Source organism: Jatrophihabitans sp. (genome assembly GCF_036000465.1).
Classification (GTDB): domain Bacteria; phylum Actinomycetota; class Actinomycetes; order Mycobacteriales; family Jatrophihabitantaceae; genus Jatrophihabitans.
Genome location: NZ_DASYFV010000029.1, coordinates 92,170 through 118,252, shown reverse-complemented (window position 1 = coordinate 118,252; position 26,083 = coordinate 92,170). Strand labels below are relative to the sequence as shown.

The following is a 26,083-nucleotide window of genomic DNA, read 5'->3' as shown; positions in this document are numbered from 1 at the left end:
CCGGTCAGGGCGCAGGCTATGAGTTCGGGGAGCGGCTCGCGCTGTGCTGCGCGCGCCACCGGCCGGGGGCGATGCCGACCTGTCGCTTGAAGGCCGAGGCGAAGGAGAACTCCGAGCTGTAGCCGACGGAACTGGCGATGGCGGCGAGGCCGTCGCCGGTGTCGCGCAGTCGCTCCTTGGCCAGTGCGACGCGCCATTGCGTCAGGTATTGCAGCGGTGGCACCTCGACCACTTCCGTGAATCGCTGGGCGAACGTGGAGCGGGACAGGGCCGCGATGCGGGCGAGCTCGCCGACGGTCCACGGGTGGGTGGGGTCGGTGTGCAGCGCGCGCAGCGCATTGCCGATGCCGGGTTCCTCCGTGGCGCGGAACCAGCCGGGGACGTCGTCGGCCTGCCGGAACCACAGCCGCAGCGCCTGCACCAGGGCCACGTCGAGCAGGCGGTCGAGCAGCGCCTGCTGGCCCGGCCCGTCGCCGTCCATCTCGCGCACCAGCAGGTCGATCGTCAGCCGCAGCGGGCTGCCGGCCGGTGGGCGCAGCCGCACGAGGGCGGGCAGCGCGTCGATGAGCGGGCGCGAGAGGTCGCCGTCGAACAGGTACGCGCCGCAGCAGAAATCGGCGGCCGGGCCGTCGGCGTGCGTGCCCAGCGTGGCGACGCGTGACGGCCCAGTGGGCCGGGACAGGCCCGCGTCGTTGAGCAGACTCATGAACGCAATGGTGGGCCGGCCCGGTGCGGACGCCAGATGGTGCGGGCTGGCGCGCAGCAGCAGCACGTCGCCGCCGAGGACGCGCGTGGAGCGGTCGGGGTCGTCGGTCCAGGCGAACATCTCACCGTCGACGATCGCGTGGATGGCCAGGGTGCCGCTGACGGGGAACTGCAGGCCCCAGTCGCCGTGCAGCCGGGATCGCGAGAAGGCGGCGCCGCGAGCGCGGGAGCGTTGCAGCAGATCGGTGAGGACATCCATGATCCTGGACGATCGCACAAACAATCCGGCGTTTCAATGCTGGTGCATCCAGGCTGGACGCGATTGGCTCGCTGACATGACAACTGACACGTTCACCATGAAAGCCGTCCGCTACGACCGCTACGGCGGACTCGACCAACTCGACGTCCGCGACGTCCCGATCCCTCAGGCCGGCACAGGCGAGGTCCTCGTCCGGGTTCGGGCGGCCGGCATCAACCCCGGCGAAGCATCACTGCGCACCGGCGCGCTGGCCGACATGTTCCCGGCCACGTTCCGTCCGGGCAGGGCAGTGACCTCGCCGGCGTGATCACCGAGCTGGGCGAGCAGGGGAGCGGCTGGCAGATCGGTGACGAGGTCGTCGGCTGGGTGGACACCCGCTCCAGCCATGCCGAGTACGCCGCCGTGCCCGTCGAGCACCTCGTGGCCAAGCCGCCCTCGCTGCCGTGGACCGTCGGCGGCGCGCTGTTCGTCGCGGGCAGCACCGCGTGGGCGGCCGTGCGGGCTGTCGATCCGCGTCGCGGTGAGACGGTGGTCGTGTCCGGCGCGGCCGGCGGGGTCGGCGGACTCGTCGCGCAGCTGGCCGTGGAGCGCGGCGCGACGGTGCTCGGCCTGGCAGGTGCGGCGAACCACGCCTGGCTCAAGGATCATGGGGTGCTGCCGGTCGACTACTCCGGCGCTAGCGAAGCGGTCGCCGGGCGCATCCGCGACACCGCGCCCGAGGGCGTGGACGCCTTCGTCGACACCTTCGGGCTGGGGTACGTCGACCTCGCCGTCGACCTGGGTGTGGCGCCAGAACGGATCGACACCATCATCGACTTCGCGGCCGCGGCGCGCTACGGCGTCCGCACCGCGGGCAGCGCCGACGGGGCGAATGCGGCAGACCTGAGCGAGCTGGTCACCCGGCTCGCCGACGGCCGCCTGGAACTGCCGGTCGCGGCGACCTACCCACTCGCAGCAGTGCAGGACGCCTATGCGCAGCTCGAGCAACGCCACACCCGAGGCAAGATAGTGCTGCTCCCCTGAGGTGTTGACGACGTACGACGGGCTGCCCCGGAGCCGCTAGGTGTGATGTCTAGGGCCGCACCAGGGGATGGTGCGCGGCAGCCGGGAGCAGATTCCCGGCATCGACGCTTGGGCAGGCAGCAGCGCGAGCGAGAAGGATGCGTCCTGCTGCGGATAGACCGCTCCAGCGCAGAGCGGGTCGCCGGGGGTGAGCTGGTGCAGGTTACACAGCACTTGACCGAATAGCGGGTCTGTCACCGCAGCGCCGGGCCCGGCGGTGGCGCAGTGCGCGTTCGTTGTCGGCAGCCCAGCCGGTGCGGAGGTCAGGCCGGCCGTGTCCGTGTTCTCGGCGTAGCAGTTCCCCCTACCGGGTACCGCAGGCGGGATCCCGATGGCACTGAAGTCGCTGAGGTCGGCCAGGTCGCCGTTGGTCGGATTGCCGAAGCTTCCGTTGCCGCTGAACTCGTTGTCGCGCACCTTCATGCCGTAGTCGTTGAAGAAGCAAGCCGGGGCGCCGGACAAGGAGTCGATGAACGGGTTGTCCCACGTGCCGCCGGCGGTGGTGCAGTCGGTCGGGCCGTTGACAACACCGGTGATGTAGGGCAAGAGCGCGACTCCCCAGGCGCCATTGTTGCGGAATCGATTGTTCGCGATCGTGTCGGTGCGTCCGCCGGCGACAACCACGCCTGCACCCACGAGCCCGAGTCCGTTGCCAGGGACGTCGCGATTGTTGTTGTCGTGGATCCAGTTGCCGGTGATCCTCAGGCACGAGCCTGCGCGGGATGGGCACGCGCCGTCCTGGGGTGCCGGCAGGTCGCCGTTGCTCTGGCTGTTCGTGTCGATGCCCTCGCCGTTGTCGTTCCATTCGCCGTTGGAGATGACGAGGTGACCGCCGGAGTTGGTGCCGGAGTAGCCGAGGACGTTGTTCTCGGCGTGGGCGCGGTTGAGCACGGCGTTGCAGTCGGCGCAGGCGCCGATGTAGTAGCCGGAGTCGTTCATGTTGCTGGCATAGCTGCGGTCGATCAGGCCTGGCCCGTCGGCGTTGCTCACGAAGATGCCGTAGGTCGCCTGCGCGGGGTCGTTCTTGTCGTAATACGTCGTCGTCGCCGACAGGTACGAACCCAGGTAGCTGTGCATCCCGATCGTCGCGGTGTCGTAGCCGCCGTTCCACCAGATCTGGTTGCCCGACCCGTCCGAGCCCGACAGGAAGTTGCACACCGTGAGGTTCTGGATGGTGACGCCGCTGGCCAAGTAGACCTCTATGCCGTTGCGTCCCCAATGACCCGGCCCGTGGGCCGGGCCGCGGTCCTGGTCGGCTGCGGCGCTCGAGCATGCCGGGCCGGACTCCGTGCCGTCCACGACCACGCCGTTGCGCGACATGCCGATCAGGTGCAGGTCTGGCTTGTCGATCCAAACGCCGGCGCCGGGCCTGGTCGTCGGCTGGTGCGTCGTGTAATCCCCGCGCTCCTTGTAGTCGCCTGGGGCGATCACGATCCAGTCACCAGGTGCGGCTGCGTCGACGGCGGCCTGAATTGTCGAGAAGCGGCCAGCCTTTCCGTGCCAGGTTCCGACCGTCCAGACCTTCGCCTTCGGACCGCGGGCCCTTCCGGGCCGGGGGTGAGCCTGAGCCGATGTGGCTACAGTGAGCAGCCCAGCCGTGAGCGCGGCAACCCCCGTGACCGCCAACCACCGGCGTGATCTACCTGAGCTCATGATGCATCCCCCGAACTCGCACCACCCGGGCCAGAGCGACTACCGTCGCCCGGCCGGCTGGGCGGAGTATCTACCCCGAGCCTTGCTGCCATCAAGGACCAGTCGTGCCGAGCGGATGCCAGGCATTGCCCGCCACCTCGCAGGCCGCATGTCGTCGCGCAGCCCGCGGACGCGGAGTGACTCGTTCGGCCCGTGCCGGTTCCCCGGCCCGTGCCGGTTCCCCGGCCCGGTGCCGGCTATCGGTCGGGGAGCGATCGCGGCAGCCCGAACCACGGCAGAACGCCAGCCTCGAAGCGTGTCATGCCGCAGATCCGGCCGCCGGCAAGGGTGAGCACGTAGAGGGCGCTCGCGTGGCGGATTCCGGCCGGGCCGCGCAGGTACGCCCCGAACGCGGGCTGGCCGTTCGCTCGGGCCGGTACGAGGTCGAACCTGCGGCCGGCGCCGAACTGGCGGGCGCAGTAGCGGGCCACGAGGTCTCGGCCCTCGTAGCCGAAGGGCTCCGGAGGCATCGCGATGAAGACGTCGTCGGTCAGCAGGGCCACCAGCGCGTCGAGGTCGGCCGCCTCCCACGCGCGGGCGAACATGGCCACGATCGCGTCCTCGGCGGCCGAGCCGGCGGCGGGCGGCGGCTGATGGTCGGCGGCCTGCTGCTGGCGACGCTGCACGTTGGCGCGGGCTCGTTTGAGCGCGCTGTTGACCGATTGGACGGTCACCTCCAGCATGCCGGCCACTTCGCCGGCGTGGAATCCGAGGACGTCGCGCAAGATGAGGACGGCCACCTGGCGCGGCGGCAGCAGTTGCAGGGCGGTGATGAAGGCCAGCGAGATGGCTTCGGTCTGCTCGTAGCGGGCCTCCGGTCCGGGCGGCACGTAGGGGGCACCCTCGAGGGCGTCCGGGAACGGCTGCAGCCAGACGGGCTCGTCGCGCGGCGTCGGCACGGGCGGTTCGAACTGCGACAAGTCCCACTGCCTGGCCGGGCGCCGGCTCGCTGCGCGGCGCGCGTTGAGGCACCGGTTGGTGGCGATCTTGTATAGCCAGGTGCGCAGCGACGCGCGTTCCTCGGCGAACCCGCCGAGGCCTTGCCAGGCGGCCAGCATCGTCTCCTGGACGGCGTCCTCGGCGTCGGCGAAGGAGCCGAGCATCCGGTAGCAGTGCACCTGCAGCTCCCGCCGGTGCGGCCCGGCCAGCTCCCGGAACGCCTCGCTGTCCCCGGCCCGCGCCCGTGACAGAAGATCGGCCGTCACCACCACCCGTGGGTCCTTCCTTCCCGCACCATCTCCTACCTCCGCCCGGTATATACACCGCCCGCGGCTCGAACTGGGCGGCTCACGGGCGCCCAGTTTCCCGGTGGCGCGGTGTATCCACTGCCGACCGCCCGGACGATCCGCCCACCGGATCGGGCCGCAGCAGCTGGAAACGACCCTGGAGGTTGACGATGGATTCGTCCGCATCGGCCGAACGCGTGGCGTTGGGCGTTCTCGGTCGCCGCCGCCGCAGGCGCTGCGGAACGTGCGAGTCCCCGGCCCGCGCGGCAGAGCAGTCAACCGCGGGAACCCCGTGAGCAGCACGCTCGTTCGTGGGTTCGCCGGCTGGCGGACGGGCCTGCCAAAACCCGTCATCGTTCTTCAGGCCGGGACCGCGGTCAACGGCTTCGGCACGGGACTGATCCTTCCCTTCGAGATCATCTACCTGCACCACGCCCGCGGCTTCGCGACCGCGACGGCGGGACTGGTGCTGGCGGCGGTCATGGGCACGGCAGCGGTCGTAACACCCTTCTCGGGTGCGCTGCTCGATCGTCTCCGCGCCAAGCCGATCCTGATCGTCGGCAATCTCGCGAGCGCACTGGGCTACGCGGGCTTCGCATTCGTCGACCGTCCCTGGCAAGCCTTCGTCTGCTCGATCGTGGGCGGCGCCGGGTTCGGAGTCGCGACCACCGCGAACCAGGTTCTGAGCCTGACCCTGGTCTCAGCGGGGCAGCGCGCCTCCTCGATCGCGCTCCGCCGAGTCGCCGGCAACTTCGGTCTCGGCAGCGGCGCGACGGTTGCGGGCTTCATCGTCGCTTCCGCCGATGACCTGGGCGCGTTCCAGGCGCTCTACCTCTTCGACGGCGCCACGTTCGCGGTCTTCGCGCTGGTCGTGCTCGTAGGGATCCCGAATGCTCGCGTTGCGAACGCTGCGTCGGCGAGCGCCAGGGGAACGGGCTTCCGGGCAGTTGCTCAGGATCGGATCTTCATCATCCTGATCGCCGCGAACATCGTGTTCGTGATGACCGGCGGCGCGCTCTTCTCCAACATCCTGGCGCCGTTTGCGAAGGCGCACACGCCCGTCGGACCGGGCGAGATCGGCGTTGTCTTCTTCATCAACACGTTCTTCATCGTCGTCGCGCAGATTCCAGCCACAGGGGTCGTCACGCGGATGCGCCGCACCCACACTCTTGCCGCGACCAGCGCCCTATTTGCCATCGGCCTGCTCGCGGTCCTGCTCGCAACGCAAACGAGCTCGACGCTCACCGCCACCACCGTCCTGGCCGGGGTCGCGATCGTGATCGCGATCGGTGAGTGCGCGCAGTTCATTGTGCTCGGCACAATCGTCGCCGACCTCGCACCGCCGCATCTGCTCGGCCGCTACATGTCGCTCTACGGCCTCAGCTTCACCGCAGGCGTGGCCCTGGGCCCCGCCGTCGGCGGCGCGTTGCTCGCAACCTCACCCGACGCCGTCTGGTGGGGCGGCGCCCTGGCGGCAGCACTGATCGGAGCCGGCCTGCTGCGACTCGGCGACCGGCTACCCGACCCACTCGTGCCGGCGCAATGCCTTCTGGCGCACGCCGTCAGCGCGGCCGATGTGGACCCCGCCGGCCAGAGCTAGATGAATAGTGCGGAGATGGAATGTCACTGGCCTACGTGATCGTCGATGTCTTTCGCTGACACGCGCCATCGTCAGGCCGCAGTCACCTCAGAGAGGGAACATCGTCATGGACCACCAGATGCTGCAACAGCGGTTCGCAGCCCTCACCACAGCCCACGTGGCCGACGCCTGTCTACGCGCCCACGTCCCGGTGCGTTGCGCTTCTGCGCTCTTGCGTGGTGTTGTTCCCGGCAGCCGCCTGGCCGGGCGGGTCTGTCCTGCCAGGCACGCTGGCAGCGTCGATGCCTTCCTGGAGGCATTCGAACTGGCAGCACCGGGCGACGTGCTGGTAGTCGACAACGGCGGGCGACTGGATGAAGCGTGCGTCGGTGACCTCGTGGCGCTGGAGGCTCAGGCAGCCGGTGTGGCCGGGATCGTGGTCTGGGGGCTGCATCGCGACACCGCTGACATACGGGCCATCGGGCTGCCGGTCTTCAGCCTGGGAGCGATCCCCACCGGCCCCCTCCGGCTCGACGCCCGCGCGCACGACGCGCTGGAGTCCGCCGTCGTCGGAGACTGGGCCGTGAGCCGCGAGGACCTGGTTCTCGGCGACGATGACGGCGTGCTGTTCCTACCCGGCCCGCAGGCCGGGGAGATCTTCACGCTGGCCGAGACGATCCGCGACACCGAGCGGCGCCAGGCCGAACGGATCCGGGCAGGTGTCTCACTGCGCAGCCAGGTACGGTTCCGCGCTTACCTCGCCAAGCGCGAGAGCACGCCCTCCCTCAGTTTCCGTGAGCATCTGCGCATGGTGGGCGGGGCCATAGAGGAGTAGCCGCTTCTTCGTCCGGCCAGGGCCCCGCCCACCGCAGGCGACCGCGGCCGCCGTTCATGGCCTGCCTGGTGCACGACGGTCTCTTCTCGACATCGACCGGGCTTCCGAGCGGTTCGGGCTACCGCTTGGCGTAGTCGGCGAAGCCCTGCCAGTCGATGACCACGCAGGGTTCGTCGCCGACGATCCAGGCGTCGTGGCCGGGTGCCATGACGGCGAAGTCACCGGGGCCGAAGTCCAGTTCCTCGCCACCGTCCATGACGACGTGCATCCGGCCGGACACGAAGTAGCAGACGTGGGCGGCCTGGCAGCTGGCGGTGTTCGCGATTGGCTTGACGTGCTCGGACCACTTCCAGCCGGGGTGGAAGGTCGCCCGGCCGACCGGTCCACCGGCCAGGTTGACCAGGTTGAGTTGGCCGGTGCCTCCCTCGAAGGGTCGGATCTCCTCCGGCGTGTCGAGGCTCATGCGGGTGAGTGCGGACATGTCGTTCTCCCATCGGTTGGGTCTTGCGGATGTGCGGGCTTCTCAGGCGTGCGCGGACTCGCTGATGGCCACGGGTGTGCCGGGCAGACGGCCCCACTCGGCCCATGAGCCGTCATAGACGCGGACGTGGTCATGGCCGAGCAGGTGGGTGAGGACGAACCATGCTGTGGCGGCGCGCCCGCCGACCGCGCAGTAGGTGATGAGATCGCGGTCCGGGCCGAGGTGGGGTGCGAAGTGCTCGCGCAGTTCGGCGTCGGGGCGAAATGCTCCCCGATGGTCGTGGATTGCGTCGATCGTCTGGTGCACAGCGGTCGGCACGTGGCCGGCACGACCGTGCGGTTCCGGTGCACCGGAGGGCCAGAACCGGTCACCGTCGAATTCGGCCGCCGTGCGGACGTCGAGCAGCACCACCTCGGGCCGGCCGATGGCATCGCGTACGGCGGCCAGGTCTGCTCGCACCCGAGCCTCTCCGGCGCGGAGGCGGTAGCGGGTCTCGAGCGGCTGGGGCACGACGTCGCCCCACGGATGTCCCTCGGCCCGCCAGGTGTCACGCGAACAGTCGAGGATGCGCACCTGCGAGTGGCCGAGCAGGGACATCAGCCAGAACCCCATCGCGGGCGCGTAGCCGTAGAAGACCACCGTCGAGCCGGGCCCAATCCCCGAGCGGGCCAGCAGGCTCTCCAGCGCCGTCGGCGGCACGAGACGGTAGTTGCGGTCCTTCAGATCGGAGTAGACGTTCCACAGCACGGCGCCGTCGATGTGCCAGTCGTCGTAGGCCGCCGAGCTCACGTCGACCTCGACGACGGTCAGGCCCGGGTCGCGGAGATGGGCGGTCAACCACTCGGGGCTGACCAACACGTCCGTGCGCGAGTGATGGCTCCGGGTCGTCGACCCGGGCTCACGCGCCGCGTCATCTGCTGTCGTCTTCATCGGGGACTCCCTCGGCTTCAGGAACCCCGTCTTTCTACGACGCCGGGGTTGCCGCAACGTTGGCGCAACCTTGGTGTCGACTACCGCCTACTCGGTCTGAATCCAGCCGATCAGGTCGTCGCGGCTCACCGACTCCACGAGGGCGGGGTGATCGGTGGCCATGTGCCCGCGGATCGCCTCGATGACCTGGTCGTCGTTCTCACCACGGGCCACGAAACCGCATTCGCACCGAATCAGTTTCGACATGAGTCCTCCTCGGCCGTGCCGTTCTGGGCACAGTAGGTCCAAGATGTGGGCGTGCCCTCGCCGTCGGCGCGCAATGTGCGCATTCAGATCTGCGGCCCCCTGGCCGTCGAGGCTGACGGCGAACGCATCGACGCTGCCTTGCCCGGTCGGCAAGGCCGGCTGCTCTTCACCTACCTGGTCGTCAACCGGCACCGACAGCTCTCGCGCGACGAGGTCGCCGAATCGCTGTGGCTCGAGTCGGACCCGGCGACCGTCGACTCGCGGCTCAATCCGCTGCTGTCCAAGTTGCGCCGCGTGTTCGGCGCCGATGCCGTGGTGGGACGCTCCGCGCTGCGGTTGCGCCTGCCGGAGGCCTCGGTCGACCTCGAATGTGCCGTCGAGGCCATCCACCGCGCGGAGTCAGCCGTCGCTCAGCAGGACTGGCGACGAGCGTGGGGGCCGGTGCTCGTCGCGCTCTTCGTCGCTGAACGTGGCTTTCTCCCCGGCGAAGACGCGCCCTGGATCAACGACATTCGCACCGACCTGACCGTCCTTCGAATGCGTGCCCTCGAGTGTTACGCCGCGACGGAACTCGCCCTGGCCGGGCCGGAACTGGAAGGCGCCGTGCGCGCCAGCCGCAAATTGATCGAGCTCGCCCCACTGCGGGAAAGCGGGTACCGCTACCTGATGCGGGCCCTCGCCGCGCAGGGCAACCTCGCCGAAGCCCTGCACGTGTACAGCCACCTCTGCACCTGCCTCCGTGACCAGCTCGGCGTGGCGCCCGGACCGGCGACCCGCGAACTCTACGAACGGCTTCTGCTCACAACCTGACCAGCTCCTCGGGTCGTGCTCCTCAATCGCGGCCAGGGCGGCGCGACCGGGACGAATAATCCGAACGCCCGATCCGACGTTGACACTCGACGGCCCAAAGGTCTACAACTGGCCGCACTTGACGCGAGCGGTCTCTCTGGCCGCGTGCGATCGCCAGAGGTCCGGCTCGCCTATCAATCGGGGGGCCCGATGAACCGCACCCGTCCAGTTCTCGCAGTCTTCGCCGCGGCCCTGATGGGCGTGACCGGCCTGGTCGCCCCTGCTGCCACGGCAACCGAGGCGCACGCCGCGAGGGTCGTGCCGAATCCGATCAACAATCTGGACTGCAACGGGCACAGCGCCATGTACAAGACGCTGAAGAGCGGCCTCGGCGGGCTGTGTGCCGACCCGATCGAGATCCACGCCGATGGCACGACCCAACGCTTCGAGGACAACGAGGTCTACATCGGACACGACGAGCCGTCGGTCAAGTTCATCTCCGGCGCCGCTGGGAGCGGCAACGACATCAGCTACGTGATGCGGTTGGCCACCGATCCGACGGCCGCACCGACCGCTACCAGCGCGGCGGTGAGCAAGTACGCGCAGCTCAGCCCGGCGCCGTGGTTCGGACTTCCGCTGTGTGACCCGAAGTCGTATCCGCAGAACCCGTGCACGCCCGACAGCGACTCGAACTCCGGATCGATCTTCGACCCGAACGGGGCCGGATCGGCGTTCATGGAACTGCAGTTCTACCCGCCGGGGTTCACCCCGTTCATCGATGCACCGAGTTGTGATCCCACCCGGTACTGCGCCGCCCTGACCATCGACAGCCTCGCCTGCACCTTCGGCTTCGCCACGTGCAACAACAACTGCATCGAGCCGGTGAACTTCGCCTACCTGCAGACCAACGGTGTGGCCGCGGGTCCGCCGAGCCCACAGCTCACCGACGTCAGCACACTGCTGCCCAACCGTAGGACGCTGATGATGAACCAGGGTGACGTCCTTCAGGTCACCATGCGCGACACCACAGACGGGTTCCTCACCCGCGTCAACGATCTGAGTACCGGGCGCAGCGGCTTCATGGTCGCAAGTGCCGCGAACGGATTCATGAACACCGACATCGCGGACTGCACCGGCACCCCGTTCACCTTCCACCCTGAGTACAGCAGCGCCAGCCAGCAGAACCAGGTGCCCTGGGCCGCGCTCGAAGGCGGCGTCCTGATGCAGGACGAACTCGGTCACTTCGAACCGTGTTCGTCCGTGACCAACTCCCTGCCGGTCGACATCAGCTACCCCCACAAGCAGTCCTTCAGCGACCCGAACGTCAACCAGACCTGCCAGGGCGGTCTCGAACCCGGCTCGACCGGCGAGGGCCCGTGCGACCCGAGCGGGATATGCACTGCCGCGACCACCGAAGGCGGGGCGGCCTGTCCCACGAACGACGCCACCACCGGGGCCAACTGCGAGTTCTCCGACGCCAACTGCATGCCGGGCGGTCCGCGGACAGCGCAGGTGAACGGGAGGTCGGTCGTGTACCGGTGGCCTATCGCCGGCTGCCAGGACAACGTCTTCCAAAACGGTGATCTTGATTTCGACGGATCGTCCTACCAGGCGGATTGGCCGGACGGGACCCGGCACCACCCGACCTCCTTCGAATACCTGGGCCCGTTCACCCGGAACGGGCGCACGTACCCGACGGTCCAGTTCGAGAGCAACGTCGGTGCATCCGAGATCCTCTGCGACACCCGGACCGGGGCCGGATGCACGGCTCAGCCTGTCGGCGCCAACTTCTACCCGTTCTGGTCTCTCGGACATCCACGCGGAGCGATCGGCAGCGTGTCTCGATCAACCTGCGTGTGGAACTTCGGCAACGACATCCCCGGCACCACCCACACCGACTTCGGCCGGACCGCGCAATACGGGACGCCGGACATCGCCCGCTTCGGCGGAACACTCACCAGCCCGTTGCTCCCCAACCCCGCGCTGTCGACCTCCTGCCGATGAGCTGGTCGCGGGCGGGTCACGTGGTGGATCACACCCGCTGACGATGGCCTCCGACGGTGATCACTCCACCCTCCGGGGCGCCCTTGACAACGTCGACGACGGCTGCCGGGCCTGCGTTGGGAACGCAGACCCGTCAGGCGCCGCGGCCGCCCACGTCACCCGCCTGAGGGTTCGGGTCACCAGATGCCCGGGATGATTCTTCTGCGAACACGGCGCCGGTACGCCAGGTAATCACGGCTGTTCGCCAGCAAGCGTTCCTCGGCCAGCGCCCGGCCACCGTTGCACAGAGTCACGATCACCAGGATGGCCGCGTTGCGCACGGACAGGCTTTGCAGCAGGTAGCCCGATCCGAGCAGGAGATATGACGCATACATCGGATGTCGCACGACGGAATACGGACCGCGTGTGACCACTCCCCGGTCGGCGGCAGCGAAACCGAAGGAGCGCCCCAGGCTCAGGATGGACATCGCCACGATGGCGACGCCGACGAGCTGCAGGACGACACCGGTCCGGACACCCCAGGCCGGGTGCTCGCCCTGCGGCCGGAAGAGGACCCCGATGAACGTCCCGGCGAACGCGAGGAGCCAGTCATCCGGGCGGCGGGTCACCAGGCGCGCCGGCCGGCGGATCAGATAGGCGAGGGCCACGAGCGTCTGCTGGGCGAAGAACACGATGCCGATCAGCCGGTGTGTCTCGACGTAGAAGTGCAGGAACGAGTAGGCGAAGACGGCTGCGCTACCCGCTCCGACCAGGCCGGCGCACATGCTGAGTACCCGTTGGGTGACGGGTGGCCGGGAGATGGGGGTCGTGATCAATCCGGGGTCCCAAGGCGAGTCACGGTGATCTACGCACTCGGTGCAGGCGCAAGGTCGTCCTTCGGTGAACCGATGCGTCGTCCCTGACTGATGGTGCGGGCGATCACTGCGTCGATGCTGAATCGACCGGCGCCGATCAGCGCTCCCGGGAGCGCCAGGGCCACCAATGCCAGGTTCAGCTGGTACCCGGGAGGGGCGCTGATCGAGTTCAGGCCCGTGACCCAGGTGACGGTGATCATCGCCAGCACCATGTCGCCGACCAACGCCAACCCCGCGAGCCGGGTGCCGAGGCCGAGGCCCATCGCGATTCCACCGCCGAACTCGGTCACACCGGCCAGCACGGCAAAGAACGCCCCGGGTCGCAGATGCGCCGCGTCGGCCATGAACAGCGCCGTCTGATGAATGCCGTGCGGGCCGGCGCCCGGGAACGCCCCGAACAGCTTCGCGGCACCGTAGTAGATGAAGATCCAGGCCAGGGCGATCCGCACGGCCAGCAACGCGACGTCGACAGCCACGCCTTCTGAGGTGGTCCCGAACAGAAGGCGTAGCCCCAGGGCGGCACGGCGCCGGGGCGCCGTCATGCTCATCGCTGTTCCCGCACCGATGGGATCGCGGCCGGTTCGTCCAGCGGGCGAAACGGTCCGACGAGTTGCGCGCCGAGGACGGCAAGGTGATGCGCACGCGCTCCCTGTTGTTCGATCCGGAGTGGTCGCCGCGGCAGCCCCGTATCGGCCCGGATCGTCTCGGACGTGGGGAACACCGCGCGATGGGAGAGCTGGTCCCAGATCGTCAGCGTGAATCCGAGATTCACGTCTTGGGGCCCGCGCAGTCTGTGGTGGATGCGGTGGTAGTTCGGACTGACGAAGACTCGCTCGAGCGGTCCGAAGCTCAGGTTGGTGTTGGAGTGTGCGAACGCGACCGCACCGCCGTAGAGGACGAGCAGCAGGGTCGGCAGCTCGCCGTTGGCCAGCAGCACCAACGCGGGAACCACGGCCAGCACGTAGGAGACGTGAATGAGTGGATGGGTCCGGAACACGGTGAGGACATTCATGTCCTCTTGCGAGTGGTGGAGCTCGTGGAACCGCCACAGCAACCGCACCCGGTGATTGGCCAGATGCACCAGCCAGTTGCAGCCATCCATGGCCACCAGGATCAGGATCACCACGGTCCACCGCGGTACCGCCCCGATCCTGGGAAGCACCACCCAGGGCGCCAGCCGTTGCACCACGTCGGACAGGGACAGGGTCAGTGCCGTCACCAGCGGTAGGACGACGACGACGTTCAGGACGGTGAAGATCACGTCGTGGCGATGGCCGCGGGCCACGAGCGGCCGCACCTGCGCCGGGCGGACCCGCTCCGCAACGAGGAACACACCGATCATCGCAACCGCCAGCGGACCGATCGTCACGAAGCGAAGGCTCGTCAACGAGTTGGCGAAGTCCACCCCGCCCCAGCGGGTCGCCCAACCGACCCCGACCAGGAGCAGGCCGACCGCCGGGACCAGCAGGGCCGGCACGTAGATGCGGGACGCCACCCTGCGCCAGGCCCCCCGGGCGCGAGCAAGGATGGATGCGCCCGGCTGCTTCTCGGCGGTCACCGTCAGGGTGGTGGCACTGCTGGCCTTCTGCACCACTGTTGCCTCCTCTGCCGTCGTCGGCTCTTCCGGGCAACGAACCGTGCCCCTCGAGCCACTAGAAAGCCGGGCCGCCGCCACCGGGAGCACTGGCTTTCGTCGTCGGGGTGTGTGATGCGGGTGCCGTCGAGCCTGCAGTGGCACCGACCGCGTTTCCGGCGGCATCGAGAGCCAGCCAGCGGCCCCACTGGTCGGTCACGTTCTGCCCGTTCGTCTGTCCGGCTGACTTGTCGCCGGTGAAGGTGAAGACCGGATGGCCGTTCACGATCGTCTGGCTTCCGTTGTTCTTCACGGGGGGCCAGATGGCCAGGCAGCCGCCGGTGCAAATTTCGTGGGATGTCGAGTCGCCGACGAGTTCGTACACCGTGTGCCCTGACGAGTCGACCAGGACCGTGCCGATGGAGGTCGACCCGGTCTTCAGGGCGCCGGCCGAACTGCTCACCGACGGCTGGCTCTGAGCGCCACTCGACGCTGCGCCGGCCGTCGACTTCGCGGAAGTCGAACTGCTGGCGCACCCGGCGACCAGCGCCACCAACGCAGTGACTCCGGCGGCCAGCGGACCGAACTTACCGATAACGGAGGCTGACATCTGCCACCCCATCTCAGGTCGCGAGCACCCGGACGAGTGCCACTGAACAAGACACGTCACCGGCCGACCAGCGGTTCATCCGAACCGAGAATTCAGTAGCCGCGAGCCGGCTCAGCAGCGGCAGCCGCGCGGCGCGGGTCGCGGTGGCGGTGGGCGGGTCATCGATTACGCGACCTGCCGCAGCCTGCGGGCGGCGATGATGGTTGACCGGCATCGGTCCTCCACTGGGTAGGGGCACCGGCCGACGCGAGCGGCCCGAGCTGGGTGCCGCCACCCTCGTTGGCGAGCACACACGCGGGGACCATCTCGGAAACGTCCGAAGTGTGGTCCGTGTATGGTCATCGAAGATCGAATGCTGCACCGCGCAGCGCACGCACCCTCGCTGGTGAGGCCGCCCCGGCCCGGCCGCCGATGACGCGGCCCATCCCCGCACCAGCGGGACGAAAGGACCACCTCGTGAAGATGACTCGTAAGAGCACCCGAATCGTCCTGGCGGCAGGTGTCGCTGTCGGTCTCGGCGCTACCGGCGCCGGCATCGCCAGCGCCGGAACCACTTCCGCTCCCCTGACCCGGGGCGTCATCACGACGTGCGTCTCCCCGAACCAGCACCTGCAGCTGGTGCCGACCGGCACGAAGAGCTGCCCCGGCGGTGCCCGCCTGATCGTGTGGAACGCCGAGGGCAAGACCGGTGCCACCGGCAAAACCGGTGCCCCCGGCAAGACGGGAACGACCGGCAAGTCCGGCCTCACCGGTGCGACCGGCAAGGACGGCGCCACCGGGCTCGCCGGAGCAAACGGCCTCCCCGGCGCCACAGGCAAGGACGGCGCCACCGGGCTCACCGGAGCAGATGGCGCGACAGGCAAGGACGGCGCGAGCGGGCTCCCCGGAGCGGACGGCAAGGACGGCTCGAGCGCCTACGACGTCGCCGTGAAGAACGGCTTCCAGGGCACGCCGCAGCAGTGGCTGGACTCCCTCAAGGGCGCCAAGGGCGACACCGGAGCTACTGGCGCTGCTGGCGACACCGGACCAACCGGAGCCAAGGGCGACACCGGCGCCGCCGGCCCGCAGGGCCCGGCCGGGTCGTCGGCCTTCTCCACCTATGTGACCAGCGTGGGTCTCGCTACGGACCAGATGACTCCCAGCTCTGTCGTCAAGGTCTACTGCGCCTCCGCCGCCGACGTCGCGCTGAGCGGCGGCTGGGACGACAACGGAAGCGGTGCCGTCAACGTGACGTCCAGCTTCCGCGACGCCACCTACGCCAGCGGATGGGACTTCCGGACCGCTTTCTCCTCCGGGCCGGTCACCTTGACGGTCGTATGCATGCGCGGCGCCGCGGCCTGACCCGCCCAGCACCATCCGAGCGAACCGGAACGACGCCTCGTCGGCGTCGGCGAACGAGCTACATCTTCGGCGTAGTCACGCTGTGCTGCGGCTGGGTCGGGAGTGTCCGCGCCGTTGATCGTCGATGCCTCAATCGTCGTACGTGAGCTGTCGCCGGTGATGATCGAAGTGCAGCGTCGCGTAGTGGTAGACCTCGGCGAGGGACATGCGCTCACTGAAGTACGGGTCCCATCCGGTCGGGAAGGCCATGCTGCGCTGAAGTGTCGCGGGGCCCTCTCGCTCGAGGTGGCGGTGGAGCGAGCCGACGACTCGGTCCATCCATCCGGCCATCTGAGCCGGGGTGAGTATCCGCCCGCCGGCGCGCGAACCCCAGTAGTTGATGTGGTGGAACGGGCGCACAGCAGCGTCGAGGGCGGCCGCGAACCAGTGCTGTGCACGCTCCGGAAGGCGGCTCACGATCTTCACGATGACGCGAAGGTTTCGAGTGATCAGGTAGCCGAACAGCATGTGGAACAGCAGCTCACGGTTGCTCCATCGCGTGCCACTCGACTGCCGGGCGAGATCAGCGGGTGTGCCGGCCTGCACGAGCTCGTGGAACTCCGTGCGCGCGCGCTCGAGCTCGACGTGAATCGCGTCCACGTCCGGGGCCGGCGGCACCATCGCAGCTCCTTCGGTTCGATGACACGGTACGAGCCGTCCGACGGCAACCTCAACCGGCTCCGCGCGACGGCGGGGTGACAGAGACTGGTTGGGTGGGCCCGTGGTGTTGACGGTGGCGGCGTTGCCGTGGCCCGAGTGCGGTGGCCACAGCACGGAGCGGATGCCGACCGATGCCTGTCAGCACCTCTATGTCTGTCAGGGGTGCGGCGCCGAAGATCTGGACATCTCTCGTTCCGCGCTGGTGCGCCAGACCGGCTCCCGAAGCACACCCGAGCCGGCCAGCATGGTCAGCCGGTGCGGTCCACCTCTCGGCGGCGGCCCCAAACCACGTCATGAGTGGTGCGGCTGCCGGATCCAGGAGAGCCCGCCGCGGTGTGCGGTCTTGAATTGCAGCGTGGCCGCGACTGTCCCGACGGTGAGCACGGCGGTCACCAGGACGACTAGGGCGAACACCCAGAGGGGCGCCCCGCTCGAGGTCGCCTGAACCGTCGGTGCGACGGGAGTGGCGGGATTGGGTGGCCCGAAGTCGGGCACCGGGAGCTGCGCGTAGGCCGGACTGGCGAGCGCCAGGAGCGCGGCGATGGCGGCGAGCAGAACGGTGACGGTGGTGGCGCGGCGGTGACGTGTGAGCATTGTTCTGCCTTTCTCGTTGGGCCCCGGTGATTGAGGTGGTACGACCGTAGGAGCGCCGACGTGACCGGTCATCCGAGAATCCCCCATACTTTGGCCTCGGCCACCAACGCTGCGCGGGTGCTGGGTGGGCCGCGCGACGTCGGGGTTGTGGCCCGCGCTTGGTCCGGTCGTAAAAGAGGCTTTCGACTGATCCTCTCGGGCACGGCCGTCGTTAGGATCCGCGTGTGCCCGCGTACGTGCCGGGGACGGTGGACGCAACGGTGATCGGGCGAGATGCCGAGCTGGCAGAGATCGCCCGAGGCATCGCCGATGCGCGGAAGCGCGCAGTCGTGATCGAGGGCCCGGCCGGCATCGGCAAGTCGACGGTGTGGCGAGCAGCGGCGGCGGCGGCCGGCCAGGCCGGGCGGCGGGTTCTGGTCGTTCGTCCGCGCGAGGTCGAGGCGGCCATGTCCTACGCGGCGCTCGAGGTGCTGCTCGGCGCCTGCATGGACGAGGTGGCGAGCGAGTTGCCGCCGCTGCAGCGTCGCGGGCTGGATGTGGCGCTGCTGCGGGCTGACTCACCATCCGTTGCCGTGGACCCGCAAGTTGTCGCGGCAGCCGCAGTCTCCGCGTTGCGGGCGCTCGCGGCACGGCAGCCATTACTGATCTGCATCGATGATGCCCAATGGCTCGACGCGCCGTCGGCTGACGTGGTGCGGTTCGCCGTGCGCCGGCTGCCGGTCGACCGCGTGGCCGTCCTGGTCACGTGGCGATCGGAGGCGTCACCGCTCGATCTCGGCCTTGACGGCGACGACGTGCAGCGGACATTGATCGAGCCGTTGTCGGTCGACAGCCTCCGGGCCGTGGTTCGTCAACACCTGCGGCAGCCGTTGACCGCTCCGTCAGCGCGTGCTCTGCACCGGGTGAGCGGTGGAAATCCCTTCTACGCTCTGGAGGTAGCGCGATCGCGTCCTGACGGCAACTACGGATTCGATCGCCCGCTGACTCTGGACGATGTCCGGCATCTCGTCGGCCGCAGGTTCGCGGAGTTGCCGGCAGCGACGTTGTCGGCCGTGGCGACCGTGGCGGCGATGTCGGACCCGGACGTGCGGCGGCTCCGGGAGGTTCTGCCAGACGAGTCAAAGCTCGACGTCGCGTTCGACCTGCAGATCCTCACCGAAGGTGACGACGGCCGGGTCGAATTCACCCATCCTCTGCTGGCCGCCGCTGCCTACGCAGTCGTGTCCCCGCGTCGGCGACGAGAGATCCACACCCTGCTTGCCGAGCACGCCGCGAGCATCGAGGAACGGGCGCGTCACCTCGCTGTCGCCGCCATCGAACCGAGCGGAGCGACGGCAGCCACCGTCGAGGCAGGCGCGAAGGCCGCGGCCACCCGGGGGGCGCCCGCAGACGCGGCCCGCCTCGCCGAGATCGCGGCTCGGCTCACCCCCGCCGACGATCCATCCGGAGCAGGGCGACGGCGCCTCGCCGCGGCAGGGTGGCATGCGGTTGCCGGTGACCTCGCGAAAGCAGTCAGCATCTGGACCCAGTTGAGCGAGGCTCTCCCGCCGGGCGACGCACACGCCGAAGCAATCGCGCAGCTCGCCTTCCGCGGCGTCGTTCCACACGAACGCGCGATCGCGCTCTCCGAACGGGCTGTCGCGGAGAGCGTGACGCTGCGCGGGCGGATCCGTTGCATCAGCATCCATGCCGCCGTCGTCGCTGACACGGCCAGGACCATCGCGATGCAGCGCGCCGCGGTAGCGGAGGCCCGGACCGCCGGCGACGTCGGCGCGCTGATCGCCATCCTCCCTGAGCTCGGCTTCGAGCTCGCGCTGGCCGAGCCGGACTCCGAAGGGCTGGACCTCCTGCGCGAGGCCGTGGCGTTGACGCACCAGCTTCACGACGACGTGAGCGACATCGCCTACGTCGCACCGGACGTCGGCCTCGCGGAGGTCCTGATCCAACGCGACGAACTCGCCGAGGCGACCGGGCTGCTGCAACAACACCTCCAGACTTCCATCAACACCGGAAACGAAGACGGCGTCGCTTCGGCGGCCATGCAGCTGTGCCAGGTCGCATTACGCACCGGTCAACTCGACGACGCCCAACGCTCGATCGACCTGGCCCTCGCCGCCACCGGCGAGGACCAGACGTCGCAAGAGCTGTGTATGCGCCTCGTCTTCGCTGCCTGGGTGGCCGCCCACCGCGGGGATATCGACGAGGCACGCACACTCCTGACCCGCATTCGTGCCATGTGCGACGAGGTCGGCGACCGGTACAACGAGGCCGGGTACGGCATCGTCAGCGGCTTCTTCGAGCTGTCAATCGGCAATGCCGCCGAAGCGCGAGACGCCCTGGCTCCCGTGATCGCTTTGTGGCGCGCCATCGGCCACACCGAACCCGGCGTCTACTACTTCCTGCCCGACTACCTCGAGGCGCTGATCCGCTCGAACGCTCTCGATGACGCCACCCGCGCGATTACCGACTGGGAACGGGTGGGGCGCCGCTACGACCGGCCGTTCGCTCTCGCGACCGCCGCGCGGGCCCGGGGAGTGCTGCTCACGGTTCAGGGCCGCCCCGACGACGCGGCCTCGGCGTTCACCGAAGCGCACCACCACCACGAACGCTTTTTCTGGCCGCATCAGCGCGCTCGCACGCATCTCGAGCACGGCCGCAGCCTGCGTCGTGCCGGGCGTCGCGCCGCGGCCCGGACGCAGCTGGCTGCGGCGTTGGACATCTTCACCACCAACGGTGAGAAGCTGTGGATGGCGCAGACACGGAACGAGATCGCCCGGCTCGGTGGTCGAACCCCGTCGGGCAACACACTCACCGACGCCGAGACGCGCGTTGTCGTGCTGGTGGCCGACGGCCGCTCGAACCGCGACGTGGCCGCCGAATTGTCGGTATCGGTGCGAACCGTCGAGGCCAACCTCACCCGCGCCTACGCCAAACTGGGCGTACGCACCCGCAGCGAACTGGCAGCACGATGGAGAGACCAAACCTCCACCCGATCATGACCTCGGCGAGCTCGCCCCGGATGAACGGCGGGTCCGATCACCTGCAGGTCAGCGCGACGTACGAGCCCGCCGACCAACGCCGGTAAGCCTCGCGCGCCGGCTCACCGTCGCCGACACGAAACGCGGGAAGGTCGCCACGATGCCGCGCCCTTGTTCAAATACCCAGCATTTCGTCATGTGTCCACGCGACGGAGCGAGCCGTGAGAGCGGACCGAAGGTCCCGTTCTCTCGTCGGAGCCTGGACACCCCAGGTGCAAGCAGAGCATCCTGCGCGGCATAGTCCGCACCAGAGGCGAGGGGGCGACTGATGAATGATCAGAGCCTGATCGAGAAGGGGGCTCGGGAGTCCCTGGACACGTTCAATCGCGGTGACTGGGACGGGGTCCGTGACCTCGCCGGGCCCGGATTCGTCTACGAAGAGCTGGCCACCGGTCGTCGCTTCGAGGGGATCGAGCCGACCATCGACGCCTTGAAGGACTGGCGGGTGGCCTTCCCCGATGCGGCCGGCGAGTTGGTCGGCCTGGTAGTCGACGGCGACACGACGGTGCTGGAGATCATCTGGCGGGGCACCCACAACGGGTCGCTGACGACGCCTGCCGGCGCGATCCCACCGACTGGACGCACCATCGAGGTCTGGGCGGCGATGTGGCAGATCTGGCGCGAGAACAAGATGTCGCTCGAGCGTCACCACTTCGATCTCCTGACGATGCTGACCCAGCTCGGCGTAGCCACGATCTGACGCACATCGGAGCGGTGACCTGCTCAGGGCCTACCTACGAACTGAGTGCGGGCGCGACGCTATGCCGATCGGCCCTGGCGATGCAGACCTGTTGGCAGGTGTCGGGGACGCGAGCCAGCGCTGCGATGGGAGCAGCTGATCGATTCCGCTGGGTGAGCGAGACAGAGGAGGGGTGTTCGCCGTCAATCCCAACGCCGAGCAGGTCGAGAGCGACCGGTGCTACCGCGACCTTGCCGCCATTCCCGGCGGTGTCGATTGGGTGGTCATCGGTACGCGGCCGGAGACAGCCGACTCCGCGATCCGCGAGTGCGACAGACTCGGCATCAAGCAGGTCTGGATGCACCGTGGACCGGGCCGGGGGAGCGTCTCCGAGTCCGCCGCGACATACGGCCGCGAGCACGGCATCACGGTCATCGACGGCGGCTGCCCGTGCATGTTCGGCGTAACTGCTGATGGGGGTCAACAGGTCATGCGCGCGATCTTCTCCCTCACCGGCAACGTCCCGCGCCACGTACAGTGACCGCGTTGACAATCACCAGCGATCACGGACCTGGTCCGGAAGCCACCGACGGCTGGACCAGCGCCATGAGCGCAACCGATGCCTGTCGTCGGAGCTAGCTATCCGGCGCATCGGGGGTAGCCGGCCGACGACGTCCTCGACCAATGAGGGGCTGAGTGCAGCCTGGTCCTGAACGCGGCACGGCGCCCGGGGATTGACGATGCGAATGCGACCGGCGGCCTGGCCGACGCTATGGGCGCACCAGCAGTCCGGCCAACTGGGTGGCTGCCTTCTCGGCGCCGCCGCGGCGCACCGTGCGGTAAGCGGGGCGGGTCGCACGAGCGGCGATCAGCGCGGCGGCGAGTTCGGGTGGCGTGGTCGTCGCGAAGTCCATCCGGGTGCCGGCGCGGTAGTGGTCGAGCCGGTGGGTGACGAAGTGCTGCTGCTCCCAGTGCTGCGCGAGCGGGAAGTAGACGAATGGCCGCCGCGCCGCGACGAGCTCCATCGTCGTCGACAGCCCGCCCTGGACGACCGCCGCGTCGGCGGCGGCCAGGTGCGCGAACAGGTCGGGGACGTAGCCGCGCTTGTCCATACCCTCGACGTCCGGCAACGCATCGGGGGCGAGGCGCGGGCCGGTGACCATGACCATGCGGGCAGCGGGCTGCTCCTTGCGCACGATCGCGAACGCCTCGGCGGTGAGTTCGAGCAGGTCGCGTCCGACCGCCGTACCGCCCACTGCCGCGATGTAGAGCGGGTAGCCGGTGCCGTAGCCGAGAGAGCTACGCAGCGCGGCCGCACGCCGGAAGGCAGACGGATCGAAAGGGACCACGTACGGGACGCTCGTGTAGATCCGCTGCGACCAGTCGCGAACGCCCGGCAGGCCCGGCCCCATCGAGGCAGCCGGCAGCTCGGCGAACGAGCCGATGAACACCGACCGATCCCGCACGTACGGGTAGCGGTCCAGGTGCTCGATGATCTCGGCGTTGTAGTCGGCGCAGAGGTCCGCCTCGCGCGGGTCGCCTTCCGGGTCGACCGGCAGGAAGCCGGTGACGTCGGTCAGGAACGCGTACGGCGCGATCTTGCGCTCGGGGTTCTCGTGGAGGAAGTGGTCGACCTCCCACGACTCGTCACCGACCCACAGGTCGTAGGCCGTCTCACGCACGACCTCGTCGAAGAGCATGTAGTTCGCGCAGAAGATCTCGTCCATCCGCCGGAACGCGTAGAAGGCGTGCAGCCCGTGGTCGGATGCCTCGCTCTCCCAGTGGGCCGACTCCGACGCGAGCTCGGCGCTGGCGTCGTGCACGATCTCGCCGTGCGCGGTCAGCACCTCCGACACCGGGCTCTGCGCCAGCCACTCGATCCGCAGATCGGGCACCCGCTCACGCAGCGCCCGCGCGATCGCGAGATCGCGGAGCACGTGTCCGAGCCCGATCGGCGAGCACACCCACAGCGCGCGGCGGGTCCGCTCCCGCGCGAACAACCAGGGGCTGCGGGCGGTGGCGGCGGGCGGAGCGTGCATGTCGACGAACTCCTTGATCAGGGTGTTGACCCGAACGGGATGCCGGCCGTGCGGCAGGTGGCCCGCGCCCTCGAGGACGACGAGCCGGGCACCGGGGACCACGGCGGCGAAGCGCCGGCCGCGCTCGAGCGGCTGGCACCGGTCCTCGGTGCCGTGGACGACGAGCACGGGGCAAGTGATCGACCGGGCCAGCGTGACCGCCTCATCCTCAGTGGATGGGTGCAGCGGCGCGTGGGTGCGGGCGGTGAGCACGTCGAGATCGGTCTGATGCGTCCACCCGACGAGATCGTCGAACACCTTCGACGAGTGGGGCTCGGGCAGCAACACGTCAGCGTGGTAGTCGATCCAGCCGTCGAAGCGGCCCTGCCACGCCGCGGCGTCGACCGGGTCGATCGGGCTCGGGTGCGGCGCAAGGGGATGCACGCCCGGCGCGATCGCCACTATCCCGCGTACCCGCGACGGCGCGGCCGATGCCAGCAGCAGCGACCACTTGATGCCCGAGCACAGCGCGACGAGGAACGCCGCATCGGTGCCCGTCGCATCGAACACGGCGAGCGCGTCGCGCGCGTACACCTCGTCGCCGTAAGCGTCTGGCCCGACCGGCCGGTCGGATCGCCCGTTGCCCCGAGGGTCGACGGTGATCACCCGATAGTGGCGGGCGAGGTAGGGAACCTGCGCCTTCCACTGCTGCCCGTCGACGACCGGGAAGGTGCCCATGAGCAGCACGGTCACCGGTCCGGACCCGTACTCCGCCCAGTACGTCCGCACCCCGTCCTGCGCCGCCCAGCCCGTGCGCTCCGGCTCCCGCGCGCGCATCAGCCGACGCTCTCGGCGAAGTGCTGCAGCAGCAGGTTCACCCGCACCGGATGGCGGGCCTGCACGCAATGACCGCCACCCGAGATCACCTCGAGACGACCGCCCAGCGCGACGGCGAGCTGGCGGCCCGTGGCGATCGGAACGATGCGGTCGTCGTCGCCGTGGATGACCAGGGACGGGCAGCGCAACCGGTCGGCGAGCTCCAGCGCGCTGACCTCCTCCGGTCGCAACCCGTCACCGAGGAACGGGGCGCGCTGCGTGGCGATCATGGTCTCGGCGTCGGTCTGCGCCGCCCACTCGCCCGCGTCGTCGATCTGCTTGGACGAGTGCGGCTCGGGGAACACCTCGCCGAAGAAGAACCGGGCGAAGCCGGGGAGGTCGCGCCGCCAGTAGTCGGCGGTGAACCGGTTCCATCCCTCGTCGGAGTCGGGCACCTGCTCGAACGGTTGCACCCAACAGGCGGGCGGGGGAGCGGTCGTCCGCACGGAGGGGCCGAGCAGGGCGAGTCCGCGGACCCGGTCGGGGCGCGCATCGGCGAGCTGCAGTGCGATGCGCGCCCCCATCGACAACCCGACGAGAACGGCAGCGTCGATGCCGGCCGCGTCGAGAACGGCGACGGCATCGTCCATCAGTACGCGGTCGGCGTAATGCTCCGGTCCGGCCGGACGGTCCGAGCGGCCGTTGCCGCGCGGATCGGCCGTGATCACTCGGAAGTGCCGGGCCAGGTGCGGCACCTGCAGCTTCCAGCATCGCGAGTGCACGATCGACCAGGGCGGTAGCAGGAAGATCGCCGGGCCGCTGCGCCCGCTCTGCTCCCAGTACAGGCGCACGCCGTCGCGCACGGCATAGCCGCTGCGATCCGGCGGGCGCGCGCGCACGGCGTCCACTGTCCTCCGCGAGGACACCGTGCGCACCGGATCGAGCCCGACCGTCACGGGCGTGCCTCGTACACGATGTTGAACGGCGTCTCGGCCGCCCGGCGGAAGCGGGTGAAGCCGGCCTGGCGCACGACGTCACTGATGGCCTGCTGGCCCGCCTGCGCACCCAGGGCGTAGCCCCCCGGCTGCGAGAGCGCGTTCGGCACGCACAGGAACGTCGAGAACCCGTAGTAGACGCGTCCGACCGGGTTCAGGTTGTCGGCGACGGTGTCGCCGGCCGCGGGCTCGACGATCAACCAGGTGCCGTCGGCAGCGAGCGATCGACGGATGTGCGCCGCTGCGCCGACCGGGTCGCCCATGTCGTGCAGGCAGTCGAACGTGGTCACGAGGTCGTAGTCCGAGCCGGGGAAGTCCTGCGCGCTCGCCACGTCGAAGGTGATGCGGTCAGCGACCCCGGCGTCGGCCGCCCGCTTGCGCGCGAGCTCGATGGAGCCGCCGTGGTAGTCGCAGCCGATCACCTGGCTCTGCGGGTACTGCTGGGCAAGCAGGATCGTCGATGCCCCCAGGCCGCAGCCGATGTCGGCGACGCGGGCGCCGGCCGTCAGCTTCGCCTCGACGCCGTCCAGGGCGGGGATCCAGGCCGGCACCAGGTTCGCGTGGTAGCCGGGCCGGAAGAACTGCTCGCAGCCGACGAACACGCCGTGGTCGTGCTCGCCCCAGCCGATGCCGGCGCCGGTGCGGAAGGCTTCGGTGACCCGCTGCTCCGCCTGAAGGGCGCCCAGCGCCAGCACGAACGCGCCCGGCGCGTACACCGCCCCGTCCGGGTCGGCGAGCACGAACGACTGCTCCTCGGTGAGCGAGTACGTGTCGTTCGCCGCGTCGTACATGACGTAGCCGCCGGCGGCCTGGCCGCGCAGCCACTCGGTGACGTAGCGCGGGTCGGTGTTCGTGCGCGAGGCCAGGTCGTCGGCCGTGGCCGGCCCGGTGGCCAGGGCCTGGTAGAGCCCCAGCCGGTGCCCGACCACGACGCTGCCGGCCGTTATGGTCGCCCCCAGATCGCCGACGAAACGGTGCAGGAAGTCCATCAACTTGTCCTCGTCGAGTGCCATCTCGATCGTCCCCTCTGTCCGCGGCCGCGCGGTGCGGCCGGTGAC

At 69.4% G+C, this 26,083-nt stretch carries 23 protein-coding genes and 1 pseudogene; 9 read left to right on the top strand and 15 right to left on the bottom strand.

All coding sequences use genetic code 11. The annotated features are described in order from the left end of the window. Positions 1-16 precede the first annotated feature (16 nt). Positions 17-964, bottom strand: a complete 948-nt coding sequence (locus VGN18_RS09880; protein ID WP_327539506.1) for an AraC family transcriptional regulator — start codon at positions 962-964, stop codon at positions 17-19. Positions 965-1,061: 97 nt separating this feature from the next. Between VGN18_RS09880 and VGN18_RS09870 the strand changes: the two are divergent. After that, positions 1,062-1,987: pseudogene (locus VGN18_RS09870) on the top strand (NADP-dependent oxidoreductase). A gap of 36 nt (positions 1,988-2,023) precedes the next feature. On the opposite strand, the gene VGN18_RS09865 reads toward VGN18_RS09870, so the two are convergent. Together VGN18_RS09865 and VGN18_RS09860 are read right to left on the bottom strand one after the other, a co-directional pair. After that, positions 2,024-3,457: a hypothetical protein gene (locus tag VGN18_RS09865; protein WP_327539503.1), complete on the bottom strand. Its 1,434-nt coding sequence runs from the start codon at positions 3,455-3,457 to the stop codon at positions 2,024-2,026. Positions 3,458-3,915: 458 nt separating this feature from the next. Then, the gene (locus VGN18_RS09860) at positions 3,916-4,926 is read right to left on the bottom strand and encodes an RNA polymerase subunit sigma-70 (protein WP_349259870.1); all 1,011 of its coding nucleotides are present in this window, start codon (positions 4,924-4,926) and stop codon (positions 3,916-3,918) included. Positions 4,927-5,236: 310 nt separating this feature from the next. On the opposite strand from VGN18_RS09860, the gene VGN18_RS09855 reads away from it, so the two are divergent. Both VGN18_RS09855 and VGN18_RS09850 read left to right on the top strand, forming a co-directional pair. After that, positions 5,237-6,544, top strand: a complete 1,308-nt coding sequence (locus VGN18_RS09855) for an MFS transporter (RefSeq protein ID WP_327539501.1) — start codon at positions 5,237-5,239, stop codon at positions 6,542-6,544. Positions 6,545-6,650: 106 nt separating this feature from the next. Beyond that, positions 6,651-7,358: an RraA family protein gene (locus VGN18_RS09850; protein WP_327539500.1), complete on the top strand. Its 708-nt coding sequence runs from the start codon at positions 6,651-6,653 to the stop codon at positions 7,356-7,358. 118 nt (positions 7,359-7,476) lie between these two features. On the opposite strand, the gene VGN18_RS09845 is transcribed toward VGN18_RS09850, so the two are convergent. The 3 genes from VGN18_RS09845 to VGN18_RS09835 form a co-directional block, all read right to left on the bottom strand. Beyond that, positions 7,477-7,839 carry a cupin domain-containing protein gene (locus VGN18_RS09845; RefSeq protein ID WP_327539499.1) on the bottom strand — a complete coding sequence of 121 codons (363 nt, stop codon included), beginning with the start codon at positions 7,837-7,839 and terminating at the stop codon, positions 7,477-7,479. A gap of 42 nt (positions 7,840-7,881) precedes the next feature. After that, positions 7,882-8,769, bottom strand: coding sequence for a sulfurtransferase (locus VGN18_RS09840; RefSeq protein ID WP_327539498.1), 888 nt, complete (start codon positions 8,767-8,769; stop codon positions 7,882-7,884). A gap of 87 nt (positions 8,770-8,856) precedes the next feature. Beyond that, positions 8,857-9,015 carry a DUF1059 domain-containing protein gene (locus VGN18_RS09835; protein ID WP_327539497.1) on the bottom strand — a complete coding sequence of 53 codons (159 nt, stop codon included), beginning with the start codon at positions 9,013-9,015 and terminating at the stop codon, positions 8,857-8,859. A 51-nt stretch (positions 9,016-9,066) separates the two neighbouring features. On the opposite strand from VGN18_RS09835, the gene VGN18_RS09830 reads away from it, so the two are divergent. Beyond that, a complete protein-coding gene (locus VGN18_RS09830) occupies positions 9,067-9,825 on the top strand; it encodes an AfsR/SARP family transcriptional regulator (protein WP_327539496.1) in 759 nt (252 codons plus the stop codon). Positions 9,826-10,014: 189 nt separating this feature from the next. Further along, a complete protein-coding gene (locus VGN18_RS09825) occupies positions 10,015-11,808 on the top strand; it encodes a hypothetical protein (RefSeq protein ID WP_327539495.1) in 1,794 nt (597 codons plus the stop codon). Between the two features lie 176 nt (positions 11,809-11,984). Here VGN18_RS09825 and VGN18_RS09820 read toward each other — a convergent pair whose 3' ends face one another. From VGN18_RS09820 to VGN18_RS09805, 4 genes are all read right to left on the bottom strand, one after another. Next, complete coding sequence (locus tag VGN18_RS09820; RefSeq protein WP_327539494.1) at positions 11,985-12,572, bottom strand: methyltransferase family protein; 588 nt, start codon at positions 12,570-12,572, stop codon at positions 11,985-11,987. 80 nt (positions 12,573-12,652) lie between these two features. Next, positions 12,653-13,138: a DoxX family protein gene (locus VGN18_RS09815; RefSeq protein ID WP_327539493.1), complete on the bottom strand. Its 486-nt coding sequence runs from the start codon at positions 13,136-13,138 to the stop codon at positions 12,653-12,655. Positions 13,139-13,206: 68 nt separating this feature from the next. Then, positions 13,207-14,256 (bottom strand): sterol desaturase family protein, encoded by a 1,050-nt coding sequence (locus VGN18_RS09810; protein ID WP_327539492.1) that lies wholly within the window; start codon positions 14,254-14,256, stop codon positions 13,207-13,209. 58 nt (positions 14,257-14,314) lie between these two features. Further along, positions 14,315-14,698 (bottom strand): hypothetical protein, encoded by a 384-nt coding sequence (locus VGN18_RS09805; RefSeq protein ID WP_327539491.1) that lies wholly within the window; start codon positions 14,696-14,698, stop codon positions 14,315-14,317. Between the two features lie 609 nt (positions 14,699-15,307). Between VGN18_RS09805 and VGN18_RS09800 the strand changes: the two genes are divergently transcribed. Continuing rightward, entirely contained in the window at positions 15,308-16,186 is an 879-nt protein-coding gene (locus VGN18_RS09800) for a hypothetical protein (RefSeq protein ID WP_414655037.1), read from the top strand. 129 nt (positions 16,187-16,315) lie between these two features. Here VGN18_RS09800 and VGN18_RS09795 read toward each other — a convergent pair whose 3' ends face one another. Next, positions 16,316-16,846, bottom strand: coding sequence for a DinB family protein (locus VGN18_RS09795; RefSeq protein WP_327539489.1), 531 nt, complete (start codon positions 16,844-16,846; stop codon positions 16,316-16,318). Positions 16,847-17,176: 330 nt separating this feature from the next. Next, a complete protein-coding gene (locus VGN18_RS09790) occupies positions 17,177-17,479 on the bottom strand; it encodes a hypothetical protein (protein WP_327539488.1) in 303 nt (100 codons plus the stop codon). Positions 17,480-17,703: 224 nt separating this feature from the next. Here VGN18_RS09790 and VGN18_RS09785 point away from each other — a divergent pair, with 224 nt between their 5' ends. The 3 genes from VGN18_RS09785 (at position 17,704) to VGN18_RS09775 (ending at position 21,737) form a co-directional block, all read left to right on the top strand. Continuing rightward, entirely contained in the window at positions 17,704-20,478 is a 2,775-nt protein-coding gene (locus VGN18_RS09785; RefSeq protein ID WP_327539487.1) for an AAA family ATPase, read from the top strand. A gap of 307 nt (positions 20,479-20,785) precedes the next feature. Next, complete coding sequence (locus tag VGN18_RS09780) at positions 20,786-21,217, top strand: ester cyclase (protein ID WP_327539486.1); 432 nt, start codon at positions 20,786-20,788, stop codon at positions 21,215-21,217. A 172-nt stretch (positions 21,218-21,389) separates the two neighbouring features. Further along, positions 21,390-21,737: a CoA-binding protein gene (locus tag VGN18_RS09775; protein WP_327539485.1), complete on the top strand. Its 348-nt coding sequence runs from the start codon at positions 21,390-21,392 to the stop codon at positions 21,735-21,737. 229 nt (positions 21,738-21,966) lie between these two features. Here the strand turns inward: VGN18_RS09775 and VGN18_RS09770 are convergent, their stop codons facing one another. From VGN18_RS09770 to VGN18_RS09760, 3 genes are read right to left on the bottom strand one after another with little or no spacing between them, the layout of a single operon-like run. Further along, entirely contained in the window at positions 21,967-24,051 is a 2,085-nt protein-coding gene (locus VGN18_RS09770) for an alpha/beta hydrolase (protein WP_327539484.1), read from the bottom strand. Continuing rightward, positions 24,051-24,986, bottom strand: a complete 936-nt coding sequence (locus tag VGN18_RS09765) for an alpha/beta hydrolase (protein WP_327539483.1) — start codon at positions 24,984-24,986, stop codon at positions 24,051-24,053. The genes VGN18_RS09770 and VGN18_RS09765 overlap by 1 nt, the downstream gene beginning before the upstream one ends. Next, positions 24,983-26,038: a class I SAM-dependent methyltransferase gene (locus tag VGN18_RS09760; protein WP_327539482.1), complete on the bottom strand. Its 1,056-nt coding sequence runs from the start codon at positions 26,036-26,038 to the stop codon at positions 24,983-24,985. Before VGN18_RS09760 ends, VGN18_RS09765 begins: the two co-directional genes overlap by 4 nt. Between the last annotated feature and the right edge of the window lie 45 nt (positions 26,039-26,083).

What these genes read in the sequence shown, in the direction of transcription:
- VGN18_RS09880 (WP_327539506.1), bottom strand. Translation starts at nt 964, where the DNA reads ATGGATGTCCTCACCGATCTGCTGCAACGCTCCCGCGCTCGCGGCGCC.
- VGN18_RS09850 (WP_327539500.1), top strand. Translation starts at nt 6,651, where the DNA reads ATGGACCACCAGATGCTGCAACAGCGGTTCGCAGCCCTCACCACAGCC.
- VGN18_RS09845 (WP_327539499.1), bottom strand. Translation starts at nt 7,839, where the DNA reads ATGTCCGCACTCACCCGCATGAGCCTCGACACGCCGGAGGAGATCCGA.
- VGN18_RS09840 (WP_327539498.1), bottom strand. Translation starts at nt 8,769, where the DNA reads ATGAAGACGACAGCAGATGACGCGGCGCGTGAGCCCGGGTCGACGACC.
- VGN18_RS09835 (WP_327539497.1), bottom strand. Translation starts at nt 9,015, where the DNA reads ATGTCGAAACTGATTCGGTGCGAATGCGGTTTCGTGGCCCGTGGTGAG.
- VGN18_RS09825 (WP_327539495.1), top strand. Translation starts at nt 10,015, where the DNA reads ATGAACCGCACCCGTCCAGTTCTCGCAGTCTTCGCCGCGGCCCTGATG.
- VGN18_RS09820 (WP_327539494.1), bottom strand. Translation starts at nt 12,572, where the DNA reads ATGTGCGCCGGCCTGGTCGGAGCGGGTAGCGCAGCCGTCTTCGCCTAC.
- VGN18_RS09800 (WP_414655037.1), top strand. Translation starts at nt 15,308, where the DNA reads ATGACTCGTAAGAGCACCCGAATCGTCCTGGCGGCAGGTGTCGCTGTC.
- VGN18_RS09795 (WP_327539489.1), bottom strand. Translation starts at nt 16,846, where the DNA reads ATGGTGCCGCCGGCCCCGGACGTGGACGCGATTCACGTCGAGCTCGAG.
- VGN18_RS09790 (WP_327539488.1), bottom strand. Translation starts at nt 17,479, where the DNA reads ATGCTCACACGTCACCGCCGCGCCACCACCGTCACCGTTCTGCTCGCC.
- VGN18_RS09780 (WP_327539486.1), top strand. Translation starts at nt 20,786, where the DNA reads ATGAATGATCAGAGCCTGATCGAGAAGGGGGCTCGGGAGTCCCTGGAC.
- VGN18_RS09770 (WP_327539484.1), bottom strand. Translation starts at nt 24,051, where the DNA reads ATGCGCGCGCGGGAGCCGGAGCGCACGGGCTGGGCGGCGCAGGACGGG.
- VGN18_RS09760 (WP_327539482.1), bottom strand. Translation starts at nt 26,038, where the DNA reads ATGGCACTCGACGAGGACAAGTTGATGGACTTCCTGCACCGTTTCGTC.